At 44.3% G+C, this 23052-nt stretch carries 19 protein-coding genes; 11 read left to right on the plus strand and 8 right to left on the minus strand.

The features are described from left to right. Positions 1–140: 140 nt before the first annotated feature. Complete coding sequence (metF, locus tag B5D54_RS13660; protein ID WP_078927116.1) at positions 141–1028, plus strand: methylenetetrahydrofolate reductase; 888 nt, start codon at positions 141–143, stop codon at positions 1026–1028. A 74-nt stretch (positions 1029–1102) separates the two neighbouring features. Here metF and zapB read toward each other — a convergent pair whose 3' ends face one another. Then, entirely contained in the window at positions 1103–1345 is a 243-nt protein-coding gene (zapB, locus tag B5D54_RS13665; RefSeq protein WP_078927117.1) for a cell division protein ZapB, read from the minus strand. A gap of 310 nt (positions 1346–1655) precedes the next feature. On the opposite strand from zapB, the gene glpX reads away from it, so the two are divergent. Beyond that, positions 1656–2663, plus strand: coding sequence for a class II fructose-bisphosphatase (gene glpX / locus B5D54_RS13670; RefSeq protein WP_078927118.1), 1008 nt, complete (start codon positions 1656–1658; stop codon positions 2661–2663). A gap of 79 nt (positions 2664–2742) precedes the next feature. On the opposite strand, the gene pfkA is transcribed toward glpX, so the two are convergent. From pfkA to B5D54_RS13685, 3 genes are all read right to left on the minus strand, one after another. After that, positions 2743–3705, minus strand: a complete 963-nt coding sequence (pfkA, locus tag B5D54_RS13675; protein WP_078927119.1) for a 6-phosphofructokinase — start codon at positions 3703–3705, stop codon at positions 2743–2745. A 261-nt stretch (positions 3706–3966) separates the two neighbouring features. Continuing rightward, positions 3967–4875 (minus strand): CDF family cation-efflux transporter FieF, encoded by a 909-nt coding sequence (fieF, locus tag B5D54_RS13680; protein WP_078927120.1) that lies wholly within the window; start codon positions 4873–4875, stop codon positions 3967–3969. Positions 4876–5065: 190 nt separating this feature from the next. Further along, positions 5066–5599 carry a CpxP family protein gene (locus B5D54_RS13685; RefSeq protein ID WP_078927121.1) on the minus strand — a complete coding sequence of 178 codons (534 nt, stop codon included), beginning with the start codon at positions 5597–5599 and terminating at the stop codon, positions 5066–5068. A 231-nt stretch (positions 5600–5830) separates the two neighbouring features. Here B5D54_RS13685 and B5D54_RS13690 point away from each other — a divergent pair, with 231 nt between their 5' ends. From B5D54_RS13690 to B5D54_RS13700, 3 genes are read left to right on the plus strand one after another with little or no spacing between them, the layout of a single operon-like run. After that, complete coding sequence (locus B5D54_RS13690; protein WP_078927122.1) at positions 5831–6517, plus strand: response regulator; 687 nt, start codon at positions 5831–5833, stop codon at positions 6515–6517. Then, complete coding sequence (gene cpxA, locus B5D54_RS13695) at positions 6517–7896, plus strand: envelope stress sensor histidine kinase CpxA (RefSeq protein WP_078927123.1); 1380 nt, start codon at positions 6517–6519, stop codon at positions 7894–7896. Before B5D54_RS13690 ends, cpxA begins: the two co-directional genes overlap by 1 nt. Before the next feature lie 42 nt (positions 7897–7938). Then, positions 7939–8412, plus strand: a complete 474-nt coding sequence (locus tag B5D54_RS13700) for a tRNA (cytidine(34)-2'-O)-methyltransferase (RefSeq protein ID WP_078927124.1) — start codon at positions 7939–7941, stop codon at positions 8410–8412. A 102-nt stretch (positions 8413–8514) separates the two neighbouring features. Here B5D54_RS13700 and B5D54_RS13705 read toward each other — a convergent pair whose 3' ends face one another. Both B5D54_RS13705 and B5D54_RS13710 read right to left on the minus strand, forming a co-directional pair. Next, the gene (locus tag B5D54_RS13705; RefSeq protein ID WP_078927125.1) at positions 8515–8727 is read right to left on the minus strand and encodes a cold-shock protein; all 213 of its coding nucleotides are present in this window, start codon (positions 8725–8727) and stop codon (positions 8515–8517) included. A gap of 286 nt (positions 8728–9013) precedes the next feature. Further along, a complete protein-coding gene (locus tag B5D54_RS13710) occupies positions 9014–9499 on the minus strand; it encodes an FxsA family protein (protein ID WP_078927182.1) in 486 nt (161 codons plus the stop codon). A 479-nt stretch (positions 9500–9978) separates the two neighbouring features. Here B5D54_RS13710 and aspA point away from each other — a divergent pair, with 479 nt between their 5' ends. Next, positions 9979–11430, plus strand: coding sequence for an aspartate ammonia-lyase (aspA, locus tag B5D54_RS13715; protein ID WP_078927126.1), 1452 nt, complete (start codon positions 9979–9981; stop codon positions 11428–11430). Positions 11431–11644: 214 nt separating this feature from the next. Next, the gene (locus B5D54_RS13720; RefSeq protein ID WP_078927127.1) at positions 11645–12958 is read left to right on the plus strand and encodes an anaerobic C4-dicarboxylate transporter family protein; all 1314 of its coding nucleotides are present in this window, start codon (positions 11645–11647) and stop codon (positions 12956–12958) included. A gap of 84 nt (positions 12959–13042) precedes the next feature. Here the strand turns inward: B5D54_RS13720 and pdxY are convergent, their stop codons facing one another. Further along, positions 13043–13915: a pyridoxal kinase PdxY gene (gene pdxY / locus B5D54_RS13725; protein WP_078927128.1), complete on the minus strand. Its 873-nt coding sequence runs from the start codon at positions 13913–13915 to the stop codon at positions 13043–13045. Between the two features lie 190 nt (positions 13916–14105). On the opposite strand from pdxY, the gene B5D54_RS13730 reads away from it, so the two are divergent. The 3 genes from B5D54_RS13730 to B5D54_RS13740 all read left to right on the plus strand — a co-directional run bounded on the left by B5D54_RS13730 (position 14106) and on the right by B5D54_RS13740 (position 20648). Further along, positions 14106–15866 carry a protein-disulfide reductase DsbD gene (locus B5D54_RS13730; protein ID WP_078927129.1) on the plus strand — a complete coding sequence of 587 codons (1761 nt, stop codon included), beginning with the start codon at positions 14106–14108 and terminating at the stop codon, positions 15864–15866. A gap of 416 nt (positions 15867–16282) precedes the next feature. Continuing rightward, positions 16283–19837, plus strand: coding sequence for a pullulanase-type alpha-1,6-glucosidase (pulA, locus tag B5D54_RS13735; protein ID WP_078927130.1), 3555 nt, complete (start codon positions 16283–16285; stop codon positions 19835–19837). A 181-nt stretch (positions 19838–20018) separates the two neighbouring features. Continuing rightward, a complete protein-coding gene (locus tag B5D54_RS13740; protein WP_078927131.1) occupies positions 20019–20648 on the plus strand; it encodes a response regulator transcription factor in 630 nt (209 codons plus the stop codon). Here B5D54_RS13740 and B5D54_RS13745 read toward each other — a convergent pair whose 3' ends face one another. After that, positions 20649–22394, minus strand: coding sequence for a potassium/proton antiporter (locus B5D54_RS13745; protein WP_078927132.1), 1746 nt, complete (start codon positions 22392–22394; stop codon positions 20649–20651). A gap of 388 nt (positions 22395–22782) precedes the next feature. Here B5D54_RS13745 and B5D54_RS13750 point away from each other — a divergent pair, with 388 nt between their 5' ends. Then, positions 22783–23049 carry a DUF4212 domain-containing protein gene (locus tag B5D54_RS13750; RefSeq protein ID WP_078927133.1) on the plus strand — a complete coding sequence of 89 codons (267 nt, stop codon included), beginning with the start codon at positions 22783–22785 and terminating at the stop codon, positions 23047–23049. Positions 23050–23052: the final 3 nt, after the last annotated feature.

Below are 23052 nucleotides of genomic sequence, written 5' to 3' on the forward strand. Positions count from 1 at the left end.
TAACCTCACGATCAAGATGAATAATCTTCATGATGCTAATGTTGACATTAAAATCAATTCAATACATCCTACAGACATATGGACGTCTATACGCAAATTATTACTGTTCGCGTTGGGGCATTGGCCACAGGGAGAGAAAAATGGGATACACACACGCCAGTCATATCGACTCTTTAAATCAGAGCATTGCTGAAGTTTCAGACATCAATGTCTCTTTTGAATTTTTTCCGCCCAGCTCACCGCAAATGGAAGAAACCTTGTGGAACTCTGTTCATCGACTAAAAAATCTGAAACCGAAATTTGTCTCTGTGACTTATGGTGCCAACTCTGGTGAGCGAGATAGAACGCATTCCATTATTAAAACCATTAAAGAGCAAACCGGGCTCATTGCTGCCCCTCACCTTACCTGTATTGATGCCACTCGAGATGAGCTCGTTGCCATTGCCGATGACTATTGGCGCAATGGTATCCAAAGTATTGTTGCCCTTCGTGGCGATATTCCTCCTGGGGGAGGGAAACCGGAAATGTATGCCTCGGATCTGGTTACTCTGCTCAAATCTCGTCATGATTTTGATATCTCCGTTGCGGCCTTTCCAGAAGTGCACCCTGAAGCAAAAAGTGCCCAAGCCGATCTTCTCAACCTAAAACGAAAAGTCGAAGCCGGCGCAAACCGAGCCATCACTCAGTTCTTCTTTGATGTAGAAAGCTATTTACGATTTAGAGATCGCTGTGTCGCCGCTGGCATTGATGTAGAAATTGTACCGGGTATTTTACCCGTTTCGAATTTTAAGCAAGCCTCTCGCTTTGCCGCGCAAAACCATGTCAAAGTACCGCAGTGGATGGCGAAACAATTTGATGGTTTGGATGACGATCCTGTCACTCGTCAATTAGTTGGAGCTAGCCAAGCCATCGATATGATTCGCATTCTGAGCCGTGAAGGGGTGAAAGATTTCCACTTCTATACCCTAAACCGCGCCGAAATGACTTATGCACTTTGCCACACGCTCGGCGTTCGCCCTACTCTATAAATTCTCGATATAAAAAACGCCGCTCTTAGATGCGGCGTTTTTTATTGATTCAGTCTGTTAAAGTCAAAGTGACCTTACTCAACCTCTTCCATTTTACCCAGTAGGCTGCGAATGCGCTCTTGCCACTGTGCATGTTCTTGTTCCATTTGCTGCGCTTTCTGTTCTAGAGCTTCGCGGCTTGATTTTAGCTCATTCGCTTCTTCCGCTAATTTTTGTTTTTCTTCTTTTAGCTCTTCAACTTCCATTTGCAGTAAGGCGATTGTATCAACCGCCGTTTGAATTTTTGCTTCTAGTTGCTCTAGTACTTCAAAAGACATGGCACTTACCCTTTATTGATTCAGTTGAGTGAAGGATCTTCACTTTATCGCTCCATTCTACTCAGCCAAGCGCAGAGAAACACTCACTATATTCGATCTTTCTCACCATTTGGTTAAAAAAAAGACATAATTTTACAAGATACGCACATTCATGCCTTTCCGTGACAAAAAAACTTGGGACAGGGATTTTTTATACTTGAATTTGATCCAATGCAACTCTCAGCCTTCGTAAATAGCAAACGTTTTCTTATTAGTATGCTAAAATTCGCGCAAATTTTTCCCCTCTTTCTAATCTCTGCTTGGAGTGATCATGAAACGCGATTTAGCAATGGCCTTTTCTCGAGTAACCGAAGGCGCGGCTTTAGCTGGCTATAAATGGCTTGGCCGTGGTGATAAAAATACCGCCGATGGTGCCGCCGTTGAGGTCATGCGGGCCTTACTGAATAAAACCGAAATCAAAGGTGAAATTGTTATTGGGGAAGGTGAAATTGATGAAGCCCCAATGCTCTATATTGGTGAGAAAGTAGGGCTAGGTGGCGATGAAGTAGATATTGCTGTTGATCCTATTGAAGGTACCCGAATGACAGCAATGGGGCAATCCAATGCTCTAGCGGTTCTGGCCGCTGGAGAAAAAGACAGCTTTTTAAAAGCCCCTGACATGTATATGGAAAAGCTAGTGGTGGGCCCTGGCGCGAAAGGCTGTATTGACTTAAATAAACCGCTGGCTGAAAACCTGACCAATATTGCCAGTGCTCTGAATAAACCTCTCAATCAGCTAACCGTCATTACCTTAGCAAAACCTCGCCATGACCAAGTGATCAGAGACATGCAAAACATGGGGGTTCGAGTGTTTGCTGTGCCAGATGGTGATGTGGCCGCATCCATCCTCACTTGTATGCCAGACAGCGAAGTCGATGCGATGTATTGTATCGGTGGTGCACCAGAAGGGGTTGTCTCTGCGGCGGCTATCCGCGCTTTAGACGGTGATATGCATGGCCGTCTCCTACCTCGTCACCAAGTTAAAGGGGAAACGGAAGATAACCGTATTTGGGGTGCAAAAGAACTGGCTCGTTGCCAAGAAATGGGCGTTGAGGCAAATAAGGTACTCTGCTTAGAAGAGATGGCACGCAGTGATAATGTTATTTTTGCCGCCACAGGGATCACCAAAGGAGATCTACTGGAAGGGATCACTCGTCAAGGTAACATAGCCACCACCGAAACCTTGTTGATTCGTGGTCGCTGCCGCACGATTCGCCGCATCAAATCCACGCACTACTTAGAGCGAAAAGATCCGGAAGTCCGAGAAATCATTTTGTAATATAACAAGGTTGCCCAACAGGTATAAAAAAGACCGCGGCGGCGGTCTTTTTCGATTCATCACACATAAAGAGTGTTAATTAGAACAACTCTTCTGCAACTTTGAATAGATCTTGGCGCACAGGGCGTTTCATGGTTTCAATCGCTTCAATGATATCGTGGTGAACCAGTTCTTCTTTTTGAATACCGACACAGCGACCGCCATGCCCATCGAGTAATAAATGAACCGCGTAGTTACCCATACGAGAAGCAAGAATACGGTCAAATGCGGTTGGGCGACCACCACGTTGAATATGGCCTAAAACGGTGGCACGAGTCTCACGACCAGTCGCTTTCTCAATCTCTTTCGCCAACTGGCTTGCATCGGTCATTAGCTCAGTGAGCGCAATGATTGCGTGTTTTTTGCCTTTAGTGATCCCATCTTGAATATTGGAGATCAATTGCTGCATGTCCAAACCCGTTTCCGGTGTAATCACATATTCACAGCCACCTGCAATCGCAGACATCAGAGTCAGATCACCACAATGACGACCCATGATTTCTACAATCGAAATACGCTGGTGAGAAGAAGAGGTGTCACGTAGGCGGTCAATCGCATCAATCACAGTATTGATCGCAGAAAGATAGCCAATGGTGTAATCCGTACCAGCAATATCGTTATCGATCGTACCCGGTACACCCACACATGGGAAACCCATTTCAGTCAGCTTTTTAGCTCCCATATAAGAGCCATCACCACCGATCACGACCAGAGCATCGATGTTGTGTTTCTTTAGATTCTCAATGGCTTTTTTACGAACTTCTTCATCACGAAACTCAGGGAAACGAGCCGAACCTAAGAAAGTTCCCCCTTTATTGATCACATCTGAAACACTGTAGCGGTCTAGCTGTTTGATATTATCTTGGTATAAGCCAAGATAACCATCATAAATGCCATAAACACCCAAGCCAGCACCTAATGCCGTACGAACAACGCCGCGAATTGCAGCATTCATGCCTGGTGCATCACCACCACTTGTCAAAACACCGATATTCTTAATCATGCTCACCCTCGATTTTTTGAGAATTTAATACTCATTTTTAACGTTGCTCACTAACGACAAGAAGAGCAACAAAATCTGTTTAAACTGTGCGTTATGTTACCTTGCCCAAGCAGGAATACTACTGTTATTTGAGCCTATTTTGTAACTTTACTACTTCTGTAAGAGTATTACAGTTTTGAAAAAAGGCTTTGTTGATTCACATCAGGATCGTGTTTTTTAGTTTTATTGAATAAAAGATAGTCAAACTCCGGCTATCTTTCCTTACCAACTGTGATGTTTTTGTTTTTTCTCCATCTCCAATACCACAGAATAAGGATCTTGATGAATCAAGACATCGGCACCGGGAAACGTTTTACGTAGTTTTTCTTCTACTTGATCGGAAATGTGGTGAGCCTCAATCAGAGGAATTCGATCTTCTAACTCAAGGTGCAGTTGGATAAATCGAACTGGCCCTGCCATTCGGGTACGCAGTTGATGCACCCCTAATACCCCGTCAACGGATAGAGAAACCGTATGAATCTGAGCCAACTCCTCATCGGGCAGTTTTCTATCCAACAAGGTTTGCACAGCCTGATACGCCATATGAAAAGCGCTATAAAGAATGTAAACACCGATACCGATAGCAAAGATAGCATCCGCTTGTTTGAGCCCAAACCAGCTTAACCCTAACGCCACAATGATGGCCGCATTCATGTAAAGATCGGTTTGATAGTGAAGTGAGTCCGCGGCGATGGCTTGGCTTGCCGTTTTTTTCACTACGTAGCGCTGAAACATCACTAAACCTAAAGTGACCAACATAGCAAACAAACTGACATAAATACCGTATTCCGGTGACTGCAAATCATGGGGCCGGAAAAAACGCTCAACACCATTCAAAATTAAGAAGCAGGCAGAGCCTGAGATAAACATCGCTTGAGCTAACGCCGCCAATGACTCCGCTTTACCATGCCCAAAAGCATGTTCTCGATCAGCAGGTTGCAGGGCATAACGAACCACAATTAAATTGACGGCTGAAGCGGCAATATCGAGCAAAGAATCGACCACGGAGGCCAATAAACTAACCGAACCAGTAACCCACCAAGCGGCTATTTTTACCAGCAATAAGAAACTCGCAACAATGGTTGCCGTCCAGGCCGCGAGTGTCACTAAACGTGCGTATTCCTTTTTCATTGCTTCTCACCGTCACAAAATACAAAAGGCCAATTATACACATTAAGTAACGTAAACAGCAGATTTCCCCTTCCCCAAATGAAACCAAGCAAGAGCGATGAACGGCAAAAATACCCACTGAGCAGAACAGAATAGACAAAGGCAGCACACTAAGTGCTGCCTTTGTTAAATCAACTCGGCTTTCTCTTAATTAAGAACGACCTTTACCTTTTGCACCATCATTATTGCCACGAGGCCCCTCACCGCTTCCTCTTGGGCCTTTCTGCCAGTTTTCATCCATACATTCTTGCTGCAATGTTTGTAGTTGTTCTTTCTGATCATCCGTCAAAATATTCATCATCTGATGACGATGTTTCATCATTTCAACCCGACGCTCAACTTGCATGTCCACCATCTGTTTTGCCAATTCCGTCGCGGCGGCCTGATCAAAATCTGGGGCAAGCATCAAGTTACGTTCTTGGTCACGTAACGAACGCATGTCATCTCGAGGGCCAGATTTTCGCTTTTCTTGCATGGCTTGACGATGCTGATCACGCAGTGTTTTCATTTGCTCTTGCTGCTCTGGCGTTAACTTAAGCTCTCTTGCCATCGCACGGTCATTATGCATACCACACATACCATCGTGGTTAGGTTTACCTTTACCACCATAGGCAAAAGCACTGGCAGTACCGAATACTAACGGGAATACCGCCGCCGCTAACACCATTTTTCTTGTCATATTCATCATCATTTCCTCTATTACTGATTATCGTCCTGCCATTTCATTACTCATCTCGTAAGAAAACCAGGCACGATAAGAAGGTCTGCTTATGTCGTCGTTAAGTGTAGAATAGACCCTGATAGGTAAAGTGGTGTTTAGAGAGCGTAAAGAATCGTAAAGAGTGACCTCTCTGCTGCTGCTTTCTTTACTTTCACAGTAAACTATCGCTAATCCAAGACCAATAAAGAGGCGGTTATGGCACATATTCTTCTGATTGATGACGATACAGAACTGACCAGTTTGCTTAAAGAAGTGCTGAGCTATGAAGGGTTCGAAGTATCAGAAGCCAATGATGGGCTCTCTGGACTTGAAGTGCTCGATGACAGTATCGACCTGATTTTGCTTGATGTCATGATGCCAAAATTAAATGGTATGGAAACACTGAAAAGACTGCGTGAGCATTGGCAGACTCCGGTGCTTATGCTCACGGCAAAAGGGGAAGAAATTGATAGGGTGATCGGTTTAGAATTGGGCGCCGATGACTATCTCCCTAAACCCTTTAGTGACAGAGAACTGCTTGCCCGTATTCGCGCTATTTTACGCCGGACACAAACTTCGTTAACCAATAAATCGTCTGATGTTATCGAATGCCAAGACTTACAGCTTTACCCTGGAAAACAAGAAGCCTATTGCCAGGGGCAGTTATTAGATTTAACCAGTACGGAATTTGCCCTACTGGCCCATTTTGTACAGCACCCAGGCGAAACAGTCACTAAAGAAGCACTCAGTCTTGATGTATTAGGTAAACGTCTCGCGGCCTTTGACCGAGCCATTGATATGCATGTCTCAAATTTACGTAAAAAGCTGCCTGAACGAGCGGATAATAAACCACGAATCAAAACGTTACGGGGGCGAGGTTACTTAATGGTGCAGGAGGATTAATGCGTCTCCCTAGACTAAATAATTTATATGGCCGTATTTTTGCTATTTTCTGGCTAACCATGCTACTGGTGATTATCGCCGTTCTCTCCTTGCCACATCTCGATCCCAGAAAATCTCGAGATTTACCCGCGAGCACCCATCAGCGAATGCTCAATTCTAAACAGCTCATTGAAGAGCGTTTTCGCCATCAAACCCAATTATCTCGTATCATTGCCCAGCTTGAACCAATGGGAAATCTGCATAATGATACTCGCCCTCGGTTTTTTATCGCCGATCAAGAGGGGAATATCCTCACCACTAAGCGGCATGAAGATTTTAAACTCAAGGCGCTAAGAAATTTCACAACAAGCATTGAATCGGTAGATAAACCTCAACAGCGTTTATATGGACGGTATATGATTTCAGGCCCGGTCCCTATTCAACTCGCACAGCAAGATTTATTGCTCTATATGGGGTTACGTTGGGATGAGCCGCCACCTTTCTTGCTGCGTTTATTTGATAAACCGTTGCACCTTTTACTGTCTGTGATGCTAATCAGTACCCCATTATTACTTTGGCTCGCTTGGGCGTTAAGCCAACCAGCCCAGCGTTTTGCTTCTGCGGCACAACGTGTCGCCAGAGGAGAGTTTGTTGTCGATCCAGATCTCGAACGCGGAACGACCGAATTTCGTCAGGCAGGACGCAGCTTTAACCAAATGGTGGAAGCGGTCAATCTCATCATTTCCGGTCAACAACGACTACTCTCAGACATTTCCCATGAGTTGCGTTCGCCTTTAACTCGCCTACGCATGGCCAACGCATTAGCAGTCAGAAAACAAGGGCAAAGCAGTGAGTTGGAACGCATTGACACCGAAGCGCAGCGGCTAGAATGCATGATAGGTGAGCTACTTGAACTTTCTCGAACACAAACAAATAGTCACCTTAGCCGAGAGATACAGCCATTAAGCAGCTTATGGGAAGAAATCTTAGACGATGCACAATTTGAAGCAGAACAAATGCACAAAACGCTCCTTCGAAATCCTATACCTGAACGGCTCATCTCTGGAAGCCCCAAATTATTGATGAGCGCTTTGGAAAATATAGTTCGAAATGCCATTAGCTACAGTACTGATCTCATTGAAGTGCGTTTTACCGCCACCTCTCAACAACTCACTATCACCGTTGAAGACAATGGCCCGGGTGTTCCTGATGAGGAACTCAAGGATATTTTCCGCCCCTTCTACCGAGTGTCAACCGCTCGAGATAGGCACAGTGGTGGTACAGGATTAGGCTTAACCATTACCGAAAACGCCATTCGCCAGCACAGCGGCCAAGTGATCGCCAGCCGTAGCCAACTCGGAGGGCTGAAAGTTAAAGTGACATTACCGCTCCAACCTTGAGTCAGGTATAATCATCGACTCCACTTAAAAAAGTAGTACACCATGTTTGATATTGCTCTTTATGAACCAGAAATTGCTCCCAATACCGGTAACATCATCCGATTATCGGCTAACTGTGGGGCGAATTTACATCTGATTGAACCTTTAGGCTTCGATTTGGAAGAGAAAAAAGTTCGCCGAGCTGGGTTGGACTATCATGATTTAACGAGAGTGACGCGCCATAAAAACTATCAAGCGTTTCTCGATTATCTCGCAACACGAGGCAGTTATCGTATTTTTGCGTGCACCACAAAAACGACTGGGCATCATGTTGATGCACAGTTTCAAGCTGGGGATGTCTTGCTGTTTGGCCCAGAAACGCGAGGGTTACCTGCCGATCTGATTGAAAGCCTGCCTATGAAACAACGTATTCGTATTCCGATGATGCCTGAAGCTCGAAGCCTCAATTTATCTAACGCTGTGGCGATCATTGCTTTTGAAGCATGGCGACAAATGGGGTTTACCGGCGCTCAATAATGCGCCTGAGTCATCAACATTTATACACAAACTAGAGAAACATGAGAAAAGCAAAAAGGTCGCCTAAGCGACCTTTTATATATTCTGATAAGTATCAGTCTATTATAGAGTTACAACTTGAGCAGCTTGTAAACCTTTTTGACCATTTTCAACGATGAAAGATACTTTTTGGCCTTCAATAAGAGTTTTAAAACCTTCAGAAGCGATAGCATTGAAATGTACGAATACATCTGCGCCGCCGTTGTCTTGAGATAGGAAACCAAAACCTTTAGTTTCGTTAAACCATTTTACTGTGCCAGTTGCTTTGTTAGACATAATTTGTCCCTTATTTTATAAAATTCATTGAATGATGCGCTGATGCGCCAATTCGCTTTAGCATGAATTATTTAATGTAACGAATCAGGTAAGGGAAATATTAGAACAACAACTTTTACGATGGGATACTAAGAATTTACTTTTACTTTTGATTTCATTAATAACTCTTAACTATAGAGCCAGAACACTATAGGGGCTTATCCAGTAATAAGCAAATGTTTTCTTCTGAAACTGAAAAATAATTTTCAGTGATGCATTCTTTGCTTATCCACTACCAATAAGAGCGCTAATGAAGCCGTGGCGAGGAATCATCATCCTTGTCATCTTTACGCTGAAACTCACCTTCAAAGGTTTTACCTTGCTGAGTATGATGAAAGGCTGAGTTCGAATGAGAAAAAGAGGTGCTGTTCATCTGGCTGACGATTACCTTGCTCATCAAATAGGTAGCGAATCGTGCGCGAGGAATCGGTAGCAGTAACACCAAACCCAGTGTATCCGTCACAAAGCCCGGCGTGATCAGCAATAACCCCGCCACAGCAAGCATAACGCCTTCCATGATCTGTTGTGCAGGAAGCTCACCTTGTTCCATACGCCGTTGCACTGCCGCTAAGGTTAAGATTCCCTGACTACGAACCAATGAAGCACCCACCACCGCGGTTAACAGCACAAAAGCGATGGTCGGCCACAGCCCAATAACGCTGCCCAATTGAATAAATACGGCAATTTCAATAATCGGCAAAGTAATAAATGCCACCAGCAAAATAGGAAACACCATCGCTCCTTAACTCAAATACTCGACACCTAAACGGTTAACTCGACAGGCAAAAAAGAGACCACCACGTGAAGTCACATCAACCATGATGGATCAACCTTATCGCAGAATCTGCAACGGTAACGTGATGCAAGAAGGAGTGCAACTTTTCCATTTTATTTGTCTTATACGCTCACCTATCGCCTTGAAGATCGCCGACAATCATTAAGGCGAATCATTCATATTTTCAATCGATTAGCGAACATATTTTCCCTTTCATGCACAGACTGAGACCAGCGAGGAATATCCGGTAAATCTTTTCACTTTATTAGTAAAAAAAGTGATCCAGTTCCTATTTTTTATATACCACTCAAGTATTATGCCTCGAAGAAGTCAGGACCGATTTTTTCAGCCCCAAATTCTGATGAATGGATTCTTAAGGCAGATGTGGCTAAGTATTATCACTCTAAAGTTAGAATTATTATCTTAAGGATCCTGTTATGGCTACCCTATCTGATGCCTCTATTACCACCTCTAAAGCAACGCGAATTGAAGAAGATTTATTAGGTCAACGTCATGTTCCTGCGGATGCTTACTATGGCATCCATACACTACGTGCAATTGAAAACTTTAACATTTCTAATGTCACTATTTCCGATGTCCCTGAATTTGTACGCGGTATGGTGATGACCAAAAAAGCCGCAGCATTAGCCAACAAAGAGCTAGGGGTTATTCCCAAAGAGGTAGCAAACTACATCATCCAAGCGTGTGATCTGATTTTAGACACCGGAAAATGTATGGATCAATTCCCATCAGACGTCTTCCAAGGTGGCGCTGGTACTTCTGTTAACATGAATACCAACGAAGTGATTGCGAACGTTGCATTAGAACTGATGGGCAAAGAAAAAGGCCAATACGAGTTCATTAACCCAAATGATCACGTCAATAAAAGCCAGTCAACCAACTGTGCTTATCCAACTGGCTTCCGAATTGCCGTTTATAACAGCGTACTTAAACTGATTGAATCGGTTGAGTATATTAAAGGGGCTTTCGAACTCAAAGCCGCAGAGTACAAAGATGTACTTAAAATGGGTCGTACCCAATTACAAGATGCGGTTCCGATGACGGTTGGTCAAGAGTTCCACGCTTGGGCTGTCACGCTTAATGAAGAAATTCGTGCTTTGCAATACACCTCAAAATTGCTACTGGAAGTGAACCTTGGTGCAACAGCGATTGGTACTGGCTTAAATACAGCGCCGGGCTATCAAGCAGCATCAGTGAAACACTTAGCGGCCGTAACCGGCCTTGAGGTCGTTCCTGCAGAAGATTTAATCGAAGCGACGTCTGACTGTGGAGCATATGTAATGACCCATGGTGCACTGAAACGCCTAGCCATGAAACTGTCTAAAATCTGTAATGATTTACGTCTGCTTTCTTCCGGCCCACGCGCTGGCTTAAATGAAATCAACTTGCCAGAATTGCAAGCGGGTTCTTCTATCATGCCAGCAAAAGTTAACCCTGTGATTCCTGAAGTGGTTAACCAAGTGTGCTTTAAAGTCTTTGGTAACGACAACACGATTACTTATGCAGCAGAAGCGGGCCAATTACAGCTAAACGTTATGGAACCTGTCATTGCACAAGCTATGTTTGAATCCATTTCTTTACTTTCTAATGCTTGCGTGAACTTACGCGACAAGTGTGTGGATGGTATTACGGTCAATAAAGAGATCTGTGAAAATTATGTCTTCAACTCTATCGGTATCGTGACCTATCTAAACCCTTATATCGGCCACCATGAAGGCGATATCGTCGGTAAGATCTGTGCTGAAACCGGTAAGAGTGTTCGTGAAGTGGTTCTTGAACGTGGGTTGCTCAGCGCAGAAGAATTAGATGATATCTTCTCTGTTGAAAACCTAATGCATCCTCAATATAAAGCAAAACGCTACGAATAATCGTAAGTGATACCCGAAGGCTCTGATTCACAGAGCCTTCTTACTTTCTGACGGTTAAAAAATGAGAAAAAATTATCCTATATCATGGCATAATCATTTTTTTCGCTGTCGTTAATGAGTTTCCCTTGGTCATGATGGTGAGTTGCAACAACGACACTCGCTAGTAAGCCAATATAAGGGAGTAGGAATTAATCATAATCTTTAGGAGTATAAGATGTTCATAATTGAGTTCCTTATCGTATTAGGATGTATCCTAATTGGTGCAAGGATTGGTGGTATCGGACTTGGTGTGATGGGGGGAATTGGTCTCGCTATTCTCAGCTTCGTATTTGGTTTACGTCCAACCAGTCCCCCCATTGATGTGATGCTAATGATCATGGCAGTGGTTGCTGCCGCAGCCTCAATGCAAGCAGCAGGCGGCCTTGATTATTTGATCAAAATTGCTAGCAACATTCTGCGTAAAAACCCTCGCCAAATCACGTTTATCGCTCCTTTGGTCACCTACTTCTTTACGATGATGGCAGGCACAGGACACGTGGCATACTCAGTATTACCCGTTATCGCTGAAGTCAGCCGTCGTAGTGGTATTCGCCCTGAGCGTCCATTAGGTATGGCCGTTATCGCATCTCAGTTTGCAATTGTCGCCAGCCCAATCGCTGCGGCGGTCGTTGCTTTGGTTGCGTTTTTGGAACCCCAAGGCATTACCTTAGGTGATGTACTCATGGTGACCATTCCAAGTACTTTCCTTGGCTTGGCTTGTGCCTATATCTTTGTCAACAAGATCGGTAAAGAGCTAAAAGATGATCCAGAATATCAACGCCGTCTACAAGATCCTGAATTCCGTGCTGAAATGGAACAAGAAGTCAAAGTAGAAGACATTGAAATTACCCCACAAGCGAAAAAATCGGTCTCACTTTTCCTATTTGGCGCGATCATCGTTGTGTTTATGGGAGCAATTCCAAGCTTACGTCCTCATTTTGATGGTTCACCTATGGGTATGGCCCATACGATTGAAATCGTGATGCTGTCAATTGCTGCTCTTATTATCTTAACCTGTAAACCTGATGGAAATGCGATTAGCCAAGGCTCTGTATTCCACGCGGGGATGCGGGCTATCGTAGCGATTTTCGGGATTGCTTGGCTCGGTGATACCTTTATTGCGGGTCACAGCGATATGGTCAAAGAAGCCGTATCAGGCTTGGTTGAAGTCGCTCCATGGACATTTGCCTTCGCTCTGTTTGCTCTTTCTGTGATGGTCAACAGCCAAGGTGCAACCACCGCCGTGTTAGTACCGGTTGCGATTACACTTGGCCTGCCACCTGCAATCATCATTGCTGTGTTTGTTGCAGTTAACGGTTATTTCTTTATTCCAAACTACGGTCCCATCATTGCGTCGATTGACTTTGACCGGACCGGCACCACTCGGATCGGTAAGTACATCTTTAACCACAGCTTTATGATGCCGGGCTTATTAAGCATGGTATTTAGTATTGGTTTCGGTCTACTCCTTTCCAATATTTTGCTCTAATGAGTCGGTCATACTGGTAAAAAAGCCGCGTGGGTTCACCCCCACGCGGCTTTTTTATGCTCAGGATATGGACTGATTTACCCATTAAGCAGCATTGACCTGCCTAATTTCTTCCAAGGGCAAATGTCGACTGGGTTGTACAAATTCTTGCTGGGCAGCGATGGTTTGTAGCTCCCATTCTTCGGCCTGATAAGTAGCCGCCAATATTCCATAACAAGCATCATGACAATGCTGAAAAGCCTGTTTAGGACTCCAACCTTTGAGTAACCCTGCGGTAAACACCGCAGAGATCAAATCCCCGACGCCCACCGGTGATCGAGAAAATTCAAATTGAGGCCGTTTGGCTAAAAAGAACCCCTCATGCGTTGCTAACAACATATGAAACTCAGTGTCTGATAAACAGTATAAATGTTTCACTAACACCATGTTCGGTCCTTTGGCCAACGCTCGTTGACAAGCAAGCAGCGCATCATCCAAGCTTTGAATTTCCGTCTCAGCAAACTGACTCAGCTCAAACTGATTAGGAACAATGACATCGGCCATCGGCATCAACCGGGTCAATAGGTATTCACTAATCCCAGGCGCGACGATGCACCCTTTATCTGGCGCAGACATCACGGGATCGCAAACATACAATGCCTCCCGATTGGCTTGTTTAACTTGCTGAACGGTCTCTTCTACCGCTAAACACTGTTCTGCACTACCTTGGTAGCCCGTCAGTACCGCTTGGCATTTTTCTAACGCGCCAATATTGGCTAACCCACGCACTAATTCTCGAATATCATCGGCTGTGAACGCTCGTCCGGTCCAGCCTTGTGGATACTGCGTATGGTTAGAAAACTGTACGGTGTGAATCGGCCACACTTCAAACCCCATCCGTTGCATGGGAAAAACAGCACTGCTGTTACCCGCATGGCCAAAAGAAACATGTGACTGGATAGTGAGGATACCTTGCATCGTTCCTAACCTTTTTATTATCAATAGTTCAAAGAAAGCGACCTGCGTAAAATCGCAAAACGAACAGTGTATCTGACAATCGGTTATTTTCTAACTAATTTGTAAGAAAATATTAAGATAAGCCCTTGGCTGTATCTTGAGCGAGACCTCGTATATAGTAACGTTTTTGACCGACTCAATCTGTGTGATGATGCGTTTATTTCTTTCTCTGTTATTCGTGTTAACCAGCCTCACAAGCTCTCCTTTGTTTGCTGCATTGAATGCCAAAAGTAGCTTCGACTTGAATAATCCCAACCGCTTTGTCTCGGTTGATCATGCCTTTCCATTTGCCTATTTTCAGCAAAACAATCAGCTGTTTCTCGATTGGCAAATAAAAGAGGGGTATTACCTCTATCAAGAGAGATTGAGCATTCACGTTGAAAAAGCACAATTGGGAGAATACTCCTTACCTGAGGGCCTGCCTTATCAGGACGAGTTTTTTGGCGATGTGATCATTTATGACTCTCCGCTCTCTCTTGTCCTGCCATTAAGCGATTATCAAGCTGGGGCACAATTAATTATCGAATACCAAGGCTGCGCCAAAGCGGGGTTCTGCTATCCGCCAGAAACTCGAATCGTTCGAATTGAACCTTTCGACCATCAAGAGGCCACCCAACCCCTTCCCACAGCAGCGTCAAAAAGCGCCGTTTCAGGCTCTTCATCCCGATCGCTGACTGAGCAGTTAGCTCACAGTCGTTGGACTCCGCTGCTGTTTTTATTATTAGGAATTGGTCTTGCTTTTACCCCTTGTGTATTGCCGATGTATCCTATTCTGACCAGTATTGTACTCGGGGGGGGAGCGCTCTCCCATCGTCGAGCTTTATGGCTAAGTTTTGTTTACGTACAAGGGATGGCGGTCACTTACACTCTGCTGGGGTTAGTTGTGGCCTCTGCGGGATTACAATTTCAGGCAGCACTTCAACACCCTTATGTTCTCTCTATATTGAGCCTGCTTTTTATCTTCCTCGCCCTCTCGATGTTTGGCTTATATAACTTACAACTTCCTAGCTCACTGCAAACCAAGCTCAACCAAATCAGCCAGCAGCAACAAGGCGGACGATTAAGTGGTGTCTTTCTTATGGGAGTGATTTCTGGTCTCGTCTGCTCACCGTGTACCACAGCCCCCCTGTCAGGAGCATTGCTGTACGTTGCACAGAGTGGTGATCTCATAACAGGAGCTCTCGCTCTCTATGCCTTGGCATTAGGAATGGGCATTCCACTAATATTGGTTGCGGTATTTGGAAATAGACTGCTTCCCAAAGCCGGGGAATGGATGAATCGAGTCAAGGTACTGTTTGGCTTTGTCTTACTAGCCGCCCCGATTTTTTTACTAGAGCGTATTCTCCCCTCCTTTTGGTCAACCATGCTATGGTCCTTACTCGGCTTAGCCGCTTTTGGCTGGTTATATCACATCAAAAACACCCTTACTTTTGCCGGATGGAAACAGAGTTTGCTGGGTATTGTCGCTATTCTCGGTTTGTTGGCTTCCGCTCAACCGTTGCTCAACCACTGGTTTAACCCTGCTGGGCAACCCACACAGCAAACAGCCTCTCTGTTTCAACGTATTCATAATATTGAAGAGTTAGAAGCACAACTGGCATTGGCAAAAGCCGCCGGAAAACCCGTTATGTTAGATTTTTATGCCGACTGGTGCGTGGCATGTAAAGAGTTTGAAAAATATACCTTTCATCAGCCTACGGTTGAAAGCAAACTACAAAGCTTTGTCTTACTGCAAGCGGATGTGACGAAAAATCAATCTCAAGATATTGAGCTATTACAGGAACTCCAAGTGCTGGGGCTCCCCACGATTGATTTTTGGGATGCACAAGGTCAAAGAATACCTCAAGCGAGAATCAGTGGCTTTATGCCTGAAGATCGCTTTCTTACACACTTAAAGCAATTTCAACTTTAATTTCGTTGGCAGATAAGTCTCGTTCTGTTTATCTGCCCCCTTTATTTCCCTCGTTAAATATCTCTTCTTTTTTTGTGACACAGCATCTGGTTTACTGTAACCATAAGAAACCCCTGCTCATTACCAAGAAAACATATTTTCTACAAATAAGATAACTCCCCCCAATATATCCTTGCTCCTCCCCCCTTCTCATCCTGCAAAATGTGCGCTTTTTCAAGACCATTCAACCTACCAATCGTGACCATGAATCCTAGATTGTGATTTTTATCGTTCTAAAAAATCTTTACCGCCACGGCTCACATTTTGTACAGGTTGCTTGTCCCTAGCATACGGAGTGGATTTACACATTCGCTAATAAGATGATGTTTTCAATTAAAAACCTTCACTAATTAGATATAAAATCAGGGACTTAGAACGTGAACAAACCTAACCTTTCAGCATTAAGCAAAGCAATGCTACCCATTTTGGCAGGTAGCCTACTGGTCGGATGTAATTCCTCATCCGACGATACCGCATCAACAGAAACACAAACCGTCACCGTTTTTTATAAAGCCGATCCCACACTCAGCAACCAAAGCAGCGATAGTGACCTCTATCAAGGACTCACTCTACATGTATGGAATGGAGGAAGTTGCCTTGCATATGGAGGGAATGATACCGACTGGAATGATGGGCTCATTCCTAATGGCATTGATGCGACCTACGGTGCTTACTGGCAGCTACCCTATACTCAAGATGCGTCACAATGTATCAATATGATCCCTCACTTTGGTAACGATAAACCCTTGGGCGATTTCGATGCCAAAATTGACCTAACTCAGTTAGGAGAGGATTCTTCCGTCTATACCCAACAAGGCGTCGCTGCCGTTTACCCTGAGTTAATCGCTAAAGATGATCTACCCACCAATACCGTGCGTATTTACCTTAGTAGCAAACAAGATGGTGATGAACATGATTTTTCACTGTATGTTTGGAATAATGACTCGTGTACAAGCTATGCAGGCGCACCTGTGAACTGGGAGACGGCTCTCAAACCCACCGCTTACAGTAATACCTATGGTGCCTATTGGGATATAGAAACGAATGGCAATGATGACTGTATCAATATAATCCCTAAAAATTCCGTCGGTTATCAAACCGCTGATCTAAAATTTGAATTTGCCAAACAAGGTGCCATTGGCCCTATTGGTATGGTGTTTAAAGGCACTAACAAAGTCTTTTATCAGCCACTGGCAAACTTACCCCAAAATCAAGTTGAACTTAGCGGGGCGAGCGCTATTTTTTCCGATAGCAATACCTTATTAATTGGAAATAAAGAGGCAACCTCAGTCGCACTCTACTACTCAGAACAAGGGACACTCAGCTTTGATTCAACCACCAAAACCGTCTCAGGTTTTGACAAAGAGTTCACCTCAGACAGCGCCGCTTCCACAAACTGGCAGACGAAGAAACCTCACCTAAAAGACAACTTTGTTGGCTTTAGCTTTGACTACACCGAATCAGAACTCCAGCAATTACTAAAAGGACAACTCTGGTTAGTCGCTAGCGATAGTAGTGGGGCCATTCAAGCGACCGAAGTCCAACTGGCCAGTGCTTTAGATTCACTCTATGCCGATGCTGCCAGTCAGCTAGCATATGGGGCATTAATCAATGGTAACACAACCACATTCCGCCTCTGGGCTCCGACTGCGCAATCCGTCAAGTTGATCCCCTATAGTGCGGATAAACAAGCGCAAACCGCCATTTCGATGAGTTTTGATACCGCTTCAGGTAGCTGGTCAGCGATTGATACCGATCTAAAACACGGGGATTTCTATCGTTATCAAGTCACGGTTTATCACCCTGCAACCAATACCGTAGAAACCTATGAAGTCACTGACCCTTACTCACTGAGCTTAGCCATCAACTCGGAATACAGCCAAGTGGTGGACCTTTCTCACTCAGAGGTAACCCCTAGTGGCTGGGAGAGCCTTAATGCCCCCCATCAGCAAGATAACCCAGCTCAATTCGTCTTGTATGAAGCTCATGTGCGTGATTTTTCGGCATTAGATGATAGCACGACCAATAAAGGCAAATTCTTAGCTTTCACCGAGTCAGATTCGGTTCCCGTCAAGCACCTGAAAGCATTAGCAGAGTCAGGTGTGACCCATCTACACTTACTCCCAGTGTTTGATATTGCCACGATCAATGAAGATAAAGATAAAGTCGCCGATATTGATCAACCCTTTAGCAAACTCTGCACATTACAACCTAATGTGAAAAATGATGTGGCCTTTGGCAGTTACTGCTCAAGCGGTGACACCATTTCGGCGGTCTTTAAGGCCTTGCAAAGTGATGATAAGCAGACTCAAGCCGTACAACGTTTGAATGGGTTTGTCCGTGATGTGGATAGTTTTAACTGGGGGTACGATCCATTCCATTACACGGTGCCTGAAGGTTCTTATTCGACCGATCCAGATGGTTTAACCCGTATTAAAGAGTTTCGTGAAATGGTGATGGCAATCAAAAACGACATCGGAATGAATGTTGTCGTTGATGTCGTGTATAACCATACTAACGAAGCGGGAGTATCAGATAAGTCGGTGCTAGACCGTATCGTCCCTTGGTACTATCAACGACTCAATGAATTTTCAGGACAAGTCGAAAATTCGACCTGCTGCTCCAATACCGCGCCAGAAAACCGTATGTTTGCCAAGCTGATTGATGACTCCATTAAAACTTGGACAAAAGAGTACAAAATTGATGCTTTCCGCTGGGACTTAATGGGGCACCATCCTTTAGATCAAATGCTTAACACCTTAGAGGTAGCGAAAAGTATTAACCCTGACGTTTACTTCTATGGGGAAGGCTGGGACTTTGGCGAAGTAGCGAGCGATCGCATGTTCATTCAAGCCTCCCAATCGAACTTAGCTGGAACAGGTATTGGTTCATTCTCTGACCGTCTACGAGATGCGGTACGCGGTGGGGGACCATTTGATGGTGGAGACGACTTACGTAGCAAACAAGGTTTTGGTAATGGGATTTTTGTTCAGCCTAACGATAAAGCATCAACACCCAACCGTGCTGATGCTTTACACCTTGCCGATTTAGTTCGCTTAGGCATGGCGGGGAACTTAAAAGCGTTTGAATTTACCGATAGCAAAGGCAACCTCATCAAAGGTTCTGAGCTTAATTATAACGGACAAGATGCGGGTTATGCACAAGATGCGTGGGAGATTCAAAACTACGTATCCAAACACGATAACCAAACGCTGTGGGATAATAACCAATATAAAATTGATTATTCTGTTCCGGTTGATACTCGAGTTCGTATGCAAGCGGTGAGTTTATCCACCGCGATGCTCGGGCAAGGGGTTCCTTTCATCCATATGGGCAGTGAGCTACTGCGTTCTAAATCGATGCAACGAGATTCTTATGACTCCGGTGACTGGTATAACCGCGTTGACTTCACCATGGACAGTCACAACTGGGATATTGGCTTACCTCGTCAGGATAAAGATGGCGATAACTGGAATATTATTAAGGAAGTCATTGCTGGATCCGATACCAATGCCAAACCAGCGAAAGAACAGATTGAAGCCATGAATCGTTATTTTCATGAACTGGCTCAACTGCGTGCCTCTTCTGGTCTATTTACGCTAGGTAAAGGCTCAGAAATCATTTCACGAGTGAAATTCCATAATACCGGTGTCGATCAGATTGCAGGCGTTATCGTGATGAGCATCGATAATAGCGACTCGCTGTTTGATGCCACTATTGACGAAAAACGCGAAGGAATAGTGGTAGTCATTAATGCTTCACCTGATGATTTAACTAACTTTGCTCACTTCGATGCTAGCGGTTATACACTTCACACTGTTCAGGCAAATGCGAACACTGACTCTATTGGTTATAACGCAGAGATTACCAGTGACAAACTCTCTGTTCCTGCTTGGTCTGTTGCGGTATTTGAAAAACTGACTGCTCAATAGTCCTTTACAATAGAGAAAATAAATTCAGCGCCAAATGGGTATTAGCCGATTTGGCGCTGCTGTTTTACCGTGAATAACGAAAAAGAGGGATACAGTTCAGAGTTTTTATGTCTAGCGATTGTCCCTGTGGTTAAAGAGGACAATAATTTCCATAACTAAATATTTAAAAGTGTTTAACATTATGGACTCAACCTACACCATTATTATTGCTGATGATCATCCGTTATTTCGTAATGCATTATTTCAGTCGGTGCATATGGCCGTCAGTGGAGCCAACTTGCTAGAAGCCGATAGCCTTGATGCCTTGCTCACTCTACTCAGCAAACAAAATGAGCCCGACTTGTTGCTACTGGATTTGAAAATGCCTGGCGCCAATGGGATGTCTGGCCTCATTCAACTACGTTCAGAATATCCAGAATTACCTATCGTCGTCATTTCCGCTAATGAAGAACCCACCATCGTTTCACAAGTAAAAACTCATGGTGCTTTTGGCTTTATTCCTAAATCCAGCGATATGCGCACGCTAATCAGTGCTCTTAATCAAGTTCTCAATGGTGATCCCTATTTCCCAGAAGGCTTGATTGTGAATCATGCCGCCTGTGATGATGTTGCTGAGAAAATAGCCGCCTTAACACCGCAACAGTATAAAGTGTTAGGCATGTTATCCGACGGGCTGCTCAATAAACAAATTGCCTACGAACTTCACGTTTCAGAAGCCACCATAAAAGCGCATATGACGGCCATTTTCCGTAAACTTGGGGTAAAAAATCGCACTCAAGCAGTGATTTTACTCAAACAAGTCCATGAATAATTAATGCGCCTCAGGCTCCTTTTGCTCTTCAGGCGGTAAACGTAAACCAACTTTGGTCACCTGCCAGTCAACCACATCGGCGACAATCCAATGTAAGCCATAACACTCAAACTGGTCACCTAATACTGGGGTTCCCCCTAAATGCTCAGTGACCAACTCTTTCAACGTCATATTTTGATCTATCGCGCTAAGATCTAAGCCATAAAGTGGAGCAATATCCATTAATTGAGCGTCAACATCTAAGAAGAAATCGCCAAAGAAACGCGCTAAAGAAGCTTTTTCTGGTGCTTCACTAAACAGCTGACTCAACGCTTGGAGATCTTTTTCCTGACCTAATACACAAAGAATATCCCCTTCTTGCAACTGAGTGCTACCTGACGGGTGTAAGAGTTGCTGCTGACGAAAAACGGCAGCGATCCGAGTCCCTTCTGGCATAAATAAATTCCGCAACGGCTCACCAATACACCACTTATCTTGCTTTAACGTATAAACAAAAAGTTCCCATTCACTGGTCGGAAAAGCTTCCACCCCCGTACGGTAAATGGGTTCCGGTTTCGGTGGAAGCTCGACTTTCGCTAAACTCATGGCTTTTGTCAGCGTTCCGCCCTGCACCACCAGAGAAACCATGACCACGAAAAAAGCTAGGTTAAAATAGAGCTGCGCTTCTGGCAGCCCCGCCATCATTGGAAATACAGCTAAAATAATCGGAACGGCTCCTCTTAACCCAACCCAAGAGGTAAACCATTTCTCACGAGCAGTGAAGCTTTTAAAAGGTAATAAGCCAATCCAAACCGAGATGGGACGAGCAAAGAAAATCATGCCAAATGCCAACGCTAACCCCGGAAGCATAATGTCCATTAAGTTAGAAGGAGTAACCAATAATCCGAGAACTAAGAACATACCGATTTGAGCAAGCCATGTCATACCATCCAACACGTTAAGAATGGAATGGCGGCTACGCGTTGGGCGATTCCCCAGCAGAAGCCCCACCATGTAGATAGACAGAATACCACTTCCCCCTAAGGTATTAGAAAGCGCAAAAATAATCAGCCCACCACTCACAGTAAGAATAGAATAGAGCCCCTCTGGAAGCTGAGTTTTATTAATCAGTTTCCAGAGCAGCCAGCCCCCAACTAATCCAAGCAATGCCCCAATACCAAATTGCTGAAGAAAACTCATCGCTAAGAAACCCGCGCTCAGATCCACGCCTTGATTGCCCAGCACACTGATCAAAGTGACCGTCAAAAACACTGCCATCGGGTCATTGGTTCCCGATTCAATTTCGAGTGTAGAACCCACGCGTTCGTTTAAGTTACGACCTTTAAGCAAAGAGAAAACCGCCGCCGCATCGGTTGAACCGACAATCGCTCCCACTAATATTCCTTGTAACAGGGATAATTCAAACAGCAACGTCGCCATTAATCCCGTTAAAATCGTGGTTAGCGCCACACCCAAGGTTGCCAACGATATGGAAGGCCAGAAAGCCACACGGAAACTCGCAACGCGAGTGCGCATGCCCCCATCCAATAAAATAATGGCAAGGGCAAGGTTACTAACCAAATAAGCGAGCGGATAATTATCAAAAATAATACCACCAATCCCATCTTCTCCCGCTAACATGCCAACAGCCAGAAACATTAATAGAATCGGAATGCCCAATTTAGAAGAAACGGGACTTAGCAACACACTTAATGCGATCAGTAATGCACCAACCAGAAAAAAGCTGTTAATTGTTATTGCGTCCACTCACCCTCCCTATTCTTCTGTGCACAAGCTCACTATGTTAGTAAACATGTTAATATGATTTAACGATGTATTGTGCACTAATTCATAGCATCTTAACGAAAACTTTATGTAAACAATTCCTGACTTTCCTCCTTTTCCCCTCCAACAAGATGAAGGCAGTCGTGATCTGACTGACTCTTCACTCCTAGGTAGTTATTATACTTTTGGCTAAATTAACAAATACACAACAACCAAGAAAAGCAAAACAAAACCTCAATCAATTGAAAATTAAAGCAATATTAATTACACCCGCCAGACTAAAGTTGCACAGATCCCACATTGAAACCCTGCTAACCTAATCGAGTAACAATTATTTAACACAAACATCGCAATAGCGAAGGAGAAGGCCATGGCGTTCGAATCAACGAAACATGCACAAGCCTATTGGAAAGAGAACTTAACCATTATGGGATCACTGCTTGCTGCATGGTTTCTCGTCTCTTACGGTGCCGGTATTTTATTTGTTGATGCTCTCAATAATATTCAATTCGGCGGTTTTAAACTGGGATTTTGGTTTGCACAACAAGGATCAATCTACACCTTTGTCGCCTTAATCTTTATTTACGTCTGGCGCATGAACGCGCTTGATAAAAAATACCAAGTACAGGAAGACTAAGAA

Origin of the sequence: Vibrio cincinnatiensis DSM 19608 (assembly GCF_900167345.1) — a bacterium.
Classification (GTDB): domain Bacteria; phylum Pseudomonadota; class Gammaproteobacteria; order Enterobacterales; family Vibrionaceae; genus Vibrio; species Vibrio cincinnatiensis.